This is a genomic window from Ralstonia sp. TCR112, from assembly GCF_007997035.1.
In the GTDB taxonomy this organism is placed as follows: domain Bacteria; phylum Pseudomonadota; class Gammaproteobacteria; order Burkholderiales; family Burkholderiaceae; genus Ralstonia; species Ralstonia edaphi.
Genome location: NZ_VOSS01000004.1, coordinates 1 through 7,389, shown reverse-complemented (window position 1 = coordinate 7,389; position 7,389 = coordinate 1). Strand labels below are relative to the sequence as shown.

Here is a 7,389-nt window from a genome sequence, read left to right as displayed (position 1 = left end):
TCGGGCAGCCTGCTGCTGGCCGCCACAGGTTTGCTGAACGGCCGGCGTGCCACCACCCACTGGAGCCGCAGCGAGCAGTTCGCGCGCACGTTTCCGCAGGTGCAGCTCGAACCCGATCACATCTACGTGAACGACGGGCCAATCTGGACCAGCGCCGGCATCAGCGCCGGCATCGACCTGGCGCTTGCGCTCATCGCCGAAGACCTGGGCGAGCGCCTGGCACGCGCGGTCGCAAGGCAGCTCGTCGTGTACTACCGCCGGCCGGGCGGGCAGTCGCAGTTTTCAGCGCTGAATGAGATGGATTCGGCACGCGGCCGCTTCAAGCCGCTGCTCGACCACGTGCGCCGCAACCTGGGCGCACCGCATCGCGTGGGCGATCTGGCCGAGCACGCCTGCATGAGCCCGCGCCATTTCGCGCGCGCGTTCCAGGTCGAAACCGGTCTCACTCCTGCAAAAGCCGTGGAAAAATTGCGCGTTGAGGCGGCCCGCGCCGCGCTGGAAAGCGGGGCCGTCTCCATGCAGCGGGTGGCCGCCGAATGCGGTTTTGGCGATACCGAGCGCATGCGGCGCAGTTTTCAGCGCTTGCTGGGCGTGCCTCCATCATCGTTGCGCGCACGCTGACACCGCTAAAACCCGCACCACTCCGCCATCTGGCCTCCTCAGGTCCGAACTTTGCGTCCAAGCCCGGCGCGCCCGATATCGACTAGAAAGGGCGGGAGCCACGGACACAAGCAACGTAAGGAGCCAAGGAGGAGATGCAAATGGACACTCGGGAAATGCTGGCCATCGTGGGGGTCACGCTGGCCGTGATTACGGCGTATTCGCTGGCCCGCGACCTGACCGACGAGCCGCTGGGCCTGCGGGCGCCGCAAACCGGCCTCGTGCACGTGCAAGCGCAGGTGAGTGCGCCGCATCAGTGACGCGCATGGGGCGCAAAGGGCAACCGGCATCCCTGATCGAATGGCCGCCGCGCCTGGTAGAAGACATCGCCCGGCGCCGCGCGGTGCTCTTCTTCGGGTCGGGCATTTCGGCCAACGCCCGTTCTGCCGATGGCACGCGGCATCCGCCCACCTGGGCGGAGCTGCTGTGCCTGGCCGCAGACGCCATTGCCCCCAGCGCATCAAGACTGGCGGAAGAGGTGCGCGCCTTTGTCGCGCGCGGCGATGTCCTGACCGCTGCAGAAATCGTGCGCCGCATCCTGGGCCAGCGTCGGCTGACCGCGCTGTTGCGCCGGGCGCTGGTCACGCCGCGCTTTGAAGCGGCACCCATCCACGACGCGTTGCTCGCGCTCGATTTCCGCATCACGCTCACCCCCAACTTCGACACGCTGTACGAAGCGCGTGCCCACTCGCACGGCACAGCGCCGGTCGTGGTGTGCGACTACAGCAACCCCACGGTGGCGGCACGCGTGCGTGAAGACTGCAACCTGATCATCAAGACGCACGGCTCGATGAGCCACCCGGCCTCGCTGATCTTCTCGCGCTGCGACTATGTCCGGGCGCGAGCGCACTACCGGGCCTTCTACGACCTGGTGGAGGCATTGCTGCGAACGCACACGTTTCTGTTTATCGGCTGCGGCATCGACGATTCCGACATGCGTGCACTGCTCGAAGCCTACGGTGCTGAACACCCCGAAGCCGAACGCCATTACTTCGTGACCGCCGCCGACACGTTCTCCGACATCACCGCCGCCGTGCTGGAAGACGCGCTGAACGTGCACGTGCTCCGCTATCAGGCGCAGGCAGCGGACCATTCAGCGCTGCTTGCGGCTGTGCGCGCACTCGGCACGGCGGTCGAGCGCGAGCGCACGGCAATGCGCCGCCATCAGCCCCGCGGCGATCAGCGATGACGATCCGTATCGGCATCTCGGGTTGGCGCTACGAAGGGTGGCGCGGTGTGTTCTATCCCGAAGATCTGGCGCAGCGCCGCGAGCTGGAATATGCGTCGCGCCAGTTCGACACCATCGAGATCAACGGGTCGCACTACTCGCTGCAATCGATCACCAGCTGGCAGGCCTGGCATGACACCGCGCCCGACGGTTTCGTTTTTGCCGTCAAGGGGCCGCGCTATCTGACCCACATGCTGCGCTTTCGGGACGAGACCGCGGTGCCGGCACTGGCCAATTTCTTCGCCTCCGGGGTGCTGGCACTGCGGCGCAAGCTCGGCCCGTTCCTGTGGCAATTTCCGCCCAACTACCGGTTCGATGCCGAGCGGTTCGAGCGCTTTCTTTCGCTGTTACCCCAGGACACATCAGCTGCGCGTGCGTTGGCGCGGCAGCACGACGGGCGCGTCAAGGCTCCGTGGTTTGCCACGCGCGATCAGCTGCCCCTGCGCCATGCGGTGGAAGTGCGCCACGACAGCTTCTGCACACCGGAATTTGCCGCGCTCCTGCGCCGGCATCACGCTGCGCTGGTGGTCTCGCATGCGATCGCGGACTGGCCGTACTTTGAAGACGTGACAAGCGACTTCGTCTACCTGCGCCTGCACGGTGCCGACGCGCTCTACACCGGAGCCTATGCCGATGCCGCGCTCGACCGCTGGGCCGATCGCATCCGCCAATGGGCCGCCGGCAGCGAGCTGCCCGATGCACGACGCGTTGGAGCGCCCGCCAGACAGCGGCGCAGCGGCCGTGACGTCTATTGCTACTTCGATAACGATAAAAAGGTCGAAGCGCCTTCCGATGCGCGACGCCTGCTCGAACGGCTGCGTGCCGAATGAGATGGCGGCTCGCGTCTGAGCGCTAGCGCTCAGCCCGCCTTCGCCCGCTGGCGCTTCGTCTGCTTGACGGCCACGGGGTGGACCACCGCCGTATCCTCCGGTGCCAACGCGCGCCCGTCCTGCGCGCGGAGCTCAAGGCGGGGCACCGGCTTCCCCGTTGCCTTGTCGACGAGGACAACGTGCGCTTCGTCCGGCGCAAAGCAGAACGCTTCACCCCACTGCCGCAGCGCAACGAGCAGTGGAAACAGCGCGCGCCCTTTCTCGGTCAGCACGTAATCCTGATACGCGCTGCCGTCAGACGCCGGCACCGTTTCGAGAATGTCGTGCGCGACCAGGTTGCGCAGGCGCACCGCCAGGATGTTCTTCGACAGCCCCAGGCTGCGCTGAAACTCGCCAAAGCGGCGCAGGCCATCGAACGCATCCCGAACGATCAGCAGCGACCACCAGTCGCCAATGGCGTCCAGCGGCCTGGCGACGCCGCAAAGAGAGTCCGCGTGGCTCGTACGTTTGACCATCTGTATCGCGCTTGCTGTGCGCCCTCATATTCAACGTGGTTGCAATATAAAACCTCGACTGCTATAACGCAACGGTTTCATGTTGAAACTACTTGAAGCAAGGAGGAAGCACGACATGCGCGTTGATACGTTTGACGGGATGTACCCCTATACCCCCCGCTTTACCGATGCACCGGGCTTCGCGATGCATTTCGTGGACGAGGGCCCCGCCGATGGCGAAGTCGTGCTGTGCCTGCATGGCGAGCCCACATGGGGCTTCCTCTTCCGGCACCTGATCGCGGCGCTGCGCGGCACCCACCGCGTGGTGGTGCCCGACCACATGGGCTTCGGTAGAAGTGAAACACCGCCATCACGCAGCTACTGGCTGCAAGACCACATCGACAACCTTGAGCGCTTCGTGCTCGCGCTGGACCTGCGCGGCATCACGCTCGTCATGCATGACTTTGGCGGGCCCGTCGGGATGGGGCTCGCGTCACGGCATCCGGATCGCATTCGGCGCATCGTCGGCGTCAATGGGCCGACGCCGTTCGGCCAGGCGACGCTGGGTGAACGCCTGGCCGCCAATGCAGCGGTGTCGCCGTGGTTTCAGTGGATCGTGCGGGCCGAATCGGAGGGGCGTCTTGAAGTGGTGCTCGGTGAGCTCGGCTTCAACATCCTCAGCACCTTGAAGCTCAACGGCTTTGAGGACCACCGGCTCATCAACGATGCGTGGTTGCGGGCGTACGGCGCGCGCTTTGCAACGCCGGCTGACTGCGCTGGCGCCATCGGCTGGGCCAAAGGCGTTGCGACCGGCGCCCATCGCTTTGAAATGCCGGACGCCGCAGCGCGCCGTGCCATCGCCGCCAAACCCGCCATGGCGATCTGGGGCATGGCAGATCGAACACTGCATGCGGAGCATTTCCTGCCGCTGTTCAGCGCGCTATTTCCGGATGGGCGGGTGCATCGGTTGCCCGGCGTTGGGCATTACAGCTTGGAAGATGCGCCCGATGCGATTGCCGATCGTATCGCGACGTTTCTTGCGCAAACGTGAGGACGTAGCGTCCGCCGACTTCCACCCCGCACATATGCACAAAACGCAGCGGGCCCAACCGCGTCGCCGGCACCTGAGCGCCGGCTGCGCTTAGTCGCGTTGACCTGGCACCACCGCCTGACCAAGCCTGACTTCCGCCACCAGACCACCGCCTTCGCGATTGCGCAACGTGAGCCCACCGCCTGCAGCCTCCGCCAACTGCTGTGCGATCGCCAGGCCCAACCCCGTGCCACCCGTTTCGCGGCTGCGCGAATGCTCCAGTCGTACAAACGGCTGCAACACCGCCTCAAGTTTGTCTTCGGGAATGCCCGGCCCGCGGTCGCGCACCTCGATCACCACGGCGTCGCCATCGCGGCGCACATCCAATTCCGCCGCGCCGCCAAACTTGATGGCGTTGTCGGTCAGGTTGGTCAACACGCGGCGCAATGCATGCGGGCGCGTGACGATCGCGCCGGTAGCGTGCTGCTCGAGCGTGACGGGCTTGCCGGTGTCCTGGTAGTCGTACACCAGGCTTTCGACAAACGATCCGACATCGATGCGCGACGGTTTTTCACCATCGCCATGCGCGCTGCGCGCATAGGCCAGCCCCTCGCGCACGAGCGTTTCAATCTCGGCCAGATCGCTCAGCAGCTTGCGCTTTTCTTCAGAGTCTTCGGCCAGTTCGGCGCGCAGCTTCATGCGCGTGATGGGCGTCTGCAAGTCATGCGAAATGGCGGCCAGAATCTGCACGCGCTCTCCGACAAAGCGGGCAATGCGCTGGCGCATGGCGTTGAACGCGTGCGCGGCGCGCGCCAGTTCGGTCGGGCCGTTCTCGTCCAGCGGCGGCGTCTGCGCGTTGGGGTTGAGTGCGTCGGCGGCATCGGCCAATGCCACCAGCGGCCGGATCGACAGCCGCACCGCAGACCAGCAGCACACGATCAGCAACAGCAATTGCACCACCAGCACATACGGCAGCCACTGCGCGATGGGCGTCATGCGCGGATGCACGTCAATGGTGAGCGTGCTGCCGTCGCTGAGCGTGAGGTGCGCCTGCAGCTGCTTGCCGTCGCCGGGAATCGACTCCACCGTCACGGGAAAGCGGCCGCCGCTGGCCTCGCTGATGCGCGCGGCGATGTCCTTGCCGCGCTGCGTCATCTCCGGCACGCCGGGCAAGCCCGGGCCGAGGATGTACTGATAGTTGCCGCGGTTCAGACGCGGCAGCCACTGCGGGCGCTCGTCGGCAGGCAGGCGGTCGAGGATGGCGATGGCCGTGGACACATCGGTTTCCAGCGTGCCGAGCATCACCTCGCGCGCGCTCATGTAGCGCTCGGAAAACAGCACGGCAAACGACAGCGCATACGCCACCACCAAACCCGCCAGCAGGATCACAAAGAGGCGCGAGCCGAGCGTGCGTGGCCATGCCCAGGCGCGCGTGCTCAGGGTTGCGGTCATTGGCGGGCCTCCTTGATCTCCACCGGCTTGGCAAAGACATAGCCCTCGCTGCGCACGGTCTTGATGTACGCCGGATCGCGCGCATCGTCATTCAGGCGCTGGCGCAGGCGGCTGACGAGCAAGTCGACGGATCGCTCGAACATCTCCGCCTCGCGGCCCTGCGTGAGGTTGAGCAGTTGATCGCGGTTGAACACGCGCATCGGGTGGTCGACAAACACGCGCAGCAGCCGGTATTCCGCTCCGCTCAGCGCAACGATGGTGCCCTCGGCATCGATCAGGTGGCGCGCGGTGGTGTCGAGCTGCCAATCACCAAAGGCCAGCATCTGGCCCGCTTCGGAAATCTGCAGGTTGGGCGGCAGCATGCGCGTGCGGCGCAGCACGGCCTTGATGCGGGCAAGCAGTTCGCGGGCGGCAAATGGCTTGGCCAGGTAATCGTCGGCGCCCATTTCCAGGCCGATGATGCGGTCGGTCTCGTCGTCGCGCGCGGTCAACATCAGTACGGGCGTCGCCTTGTGCTTGCCGGCGCGCAGTTCGCGGCACAGCACCAGGCCGTCGTCGCCGGGCAGCATCAGGTCGAGCACGATCAGGTCGACGGTGTTGGCCTCCAGGAACGCACGCATGTGGCGCCCGTCTGGCGAGGCGGTCACGCGCAGACCGTTCTTGGTGAGATAGGTCGAAACGAGTTCGCGGATCTCGCGGTCATCATCGACGATCAGGATGTGGTCGACGTGGGCGTCCATGGGGGTGACCTCGGCACGATGGAAGGTGGAAGGAAGGCGCCATTTTGCGCCTCTCCGAGTGACGCAGCGAGCCCCTGTTGTATCGCAATGCATCTGGCGGATGCGTTTGTACAGTTCGATACAAAGTCGCCCCTGCGGGGATACATGCCAGCTACGCGCCCGGCGTCTGATGGAGGCCATCCCGATCCCTTGCCAAGGAATGTCGACCATGAGCCTGCTGATACTCGCCTACCTGGGCGGCGCGCTGACCATCCTGAGCCCGTGCATCCTGCCCGTTCTGCCGTTCGTGCTGAGCCGTACCAACCAGCCGTTTGTGCGCGGCAAGCTGCCGATGCTCGCCGGCATGGCGCTCACCTTTGCCGGCTTTGCGACGCTGCTGTCGGCCGGCGGCGCGTGGGCGGTGCGGGCCAATGAAGTCGGCCGGTTTGCCGCACTCGCGCTGCTGGCCGTGTTCGGGCTGTCGCTGCTGTGGCCACGGCTGGCCGATCTGATGGCCCGGCCGGCGGTGGCGCTGGGCAACCGGCTGGCGGGGCAGGCGTCCACGGGCGCGGCATCCGCAGAGCCTTCGGTGGCGGGCTCGCTGCTGCTGGGCGTCGCCACGGGGATGCTGTGGGCGCCGTGCGCAGGCCCGATCCTCGGTTTGGTGCTGACCGGCGTGGCGCTCAACGGCGCGAGCGTGTCCAGCGCGCTGGCGCTGGCGGCCTATGCGGCGGGTGCGGCTACGTCGTTGGCGGCAGCGCTGGGGCTGGGCGGCCGCGTGTTCACCGCCATGAAGCGCTCCATGGGCCTGGGCGAGTGGGCGCGTCGCATCATGGGCGCAAGCGTGCTGGGCGGCGTGGCGCTCATCGGGCTCGGGGCCGATACCGGCTTGTTGGCGCGCCTGTCTTCCGGCGGCACCACGCAGCTTGAGCAAGCGCTGGTCAACGGGCTGGGGGTAACTCGACGGGCACCGCAG

General features: G+C 66.4%; 9 protein-coding genes. 6 read left to right on the top strand and 3 right to left on the bottom strand.

What is annotated here, in order from left to right:
• The 4 genes from FUT88_RS01895 to FUT88_RS01885 all read left to right on the top strand — a co-directional run.
• Positions 1-621, top strand: a 621-nt coding sequence (locus FUT88_RS01895) for a GlxA family transcriptional regulator (RefSeq protein WP_147213579.1), incomplete at its 5' end; no start/stop codon positions are given.
• A 140-nt stretch (positions 622-761) separates the two neighbouring features.
• A complete protein-coding gene (locus tag FUT88_RS26050; protein WP_186829213.1) occupies positions 762-920 on the top strand; it encodes a hypothetical protein in 159 nt (52 codons plus the stop codon).
• 5 nt (positions 921-925) lie between these two features.
• A complete protein-coding gene (locus FUT88_RS01890) occupies positions 926-1,849 on the top strand; it encodes an SIR2 family protein (protein ID WP_147213578.1) in 924 nt (307 codons plus the stop codon).
• Positions 1,846-2,718 carry a DUF72 domain-containing protein gene (locus FUT88_RS01885; RefSeq protein ID WP_147213577.1) on the top strand — a complete coding sequence of 291 codons (873 nt, stop codon included), beginning with the start codon at positions 1,846-1,848 and terminating at the stop codon, positions 2,716-2,718. The genes FUT88_RS01890 and FUT88_RS01885 overlap by 4 nt, the downstream gene beginning before the upstream one ends.
• Before the next feature lie 29 nt (positions 2,719-2,747).
• Here FUT88_RS01885 and FUT88_RS01880 read toward each other — a convergent pair whose 3' ends face one another.
• On the bottom strand, positions 2,748-3,233 hold the full coding sequence (locus FUT88_RS01880) for a winged helix-turn-helix transcriptional regulator (RefSeq protein ID WP_186829212.1): 486 nt from the start codon (positions 3,231-3,233) through the stop codon (positions 2,748-2,750).
• 115 nt (positions 3,234-3,348) lie between these two features.
• On the opposite strand from FUT88_RS01880, the gene FUT88_RS01875 reads away from it, so the two are divergent.
• Positions 3,349-4,263 (top strand): alpha/beta fold hydrolase, encoded by a 915-nt coding sequence (locus tag FUT88_RS01875; RefSeq protein ID WP_147213575.1) that lies wholly within the window; start codon positions 3,349-3,351, stop codon positions 4,261-4,263.
• Between the two features lie 90 nt (positions 4,264-4,353).
• On the opposite strand, the gene FUT88_RS01870 is transcribed toward FUT88_RS01875, so the two are convergent.
• Together FUT88_RS01870 and FUT88_RS01865 are read right to left on the bottom strand one after the other, a co-directional pair.
• Positions 4,354-5,694 (bottom strand): sensor histidine kinase, encoded by a 1,341-nt coding sequence (locus tag FUT88_RS01870; protein ID WP_147213574.1) that lies wholly within the window; start codon positions 5,692-5,694, stop codon positions 4,354-4,356.
• Complete coding sequence (locus tag FUT88_RS01865; protein WP_027679497.1) at positions 5,691-6,434, bottom strand: response regulator; 744 nt, start codon at positions 6,432-6,434, stop codon at positions 5,691-5,693. Before FUT88_RS01865 ends, FUT88_RS01870 begins: the two co-directional genes overlap by 4 nt.
• A 208-nt stretch (positions 6,435-6,642) precedes the next feature.
• On the opposite strand from FUT88_RS01865, the gene FUT88_RS01860 reads away from it, so the two are divergent.
• The coding region (locus tag FUT88_RS01860; protein ID WP_325205660.1) for a cytochrome c biogenesis CcdA family protein at positions 6,643-7,389 on the top strand (747 nt) is incomplete at its 3' end.

Excerpts from the sequence above, each read along its gene's own strand:
- FUT88_RS26050 (WP_186829213.1), top strand. The coding sequence starts at position 762 with ATGGACACTCGGGAAATGCTGGCCATCGTGGGGGTCACGCTGGCCGTG.
- FUT88_RS01890 (WP_147213578.1), top strand. The coding sequence starts at position 926 with ATGGGGCGCAAAGGGCAACCGGCATCCCTGATCGAATGGCCGCCGCGC.
- FUT88_RS01885 (WP_147213577.1), top strand. The coding sequence starts at position 1,846 with ATGACGATCCGTATCGGCATCTCGGGTTGGCGCTACGAAGGGTGGCGC.
- FUT88_RS01880 (WP_186829212.1), bottom strand. The coding sequence starts at position 3,233 with ATGGTCAAACGTACGAGCCACGCGGACTCTCTTTGCGGCGTCGCCAGG.
- FUT88_RS01875 (WP_147213575.1), top strand. The coding sequence starts at position 3,349 with ATGCGCGTTGATACGTTTGACGGGATGTACCCCTATACCCCCCGCTTT.
- FUT88_RS01870 (WP_147213574.1), bottom strand. The coding sequence starts at position 5,694 with ATGACCGCAACCCTGAGCACGCGCGCCTGGGCATGGCCACGCACGCTC.
- FUT88_RS01865 (WP_027679497.1), bottom strand. The coding sequence starts at position 6,434 with ATGGACGCCCACGTCGACCACATCCTGATCGTCGATGATGACCGCGAG.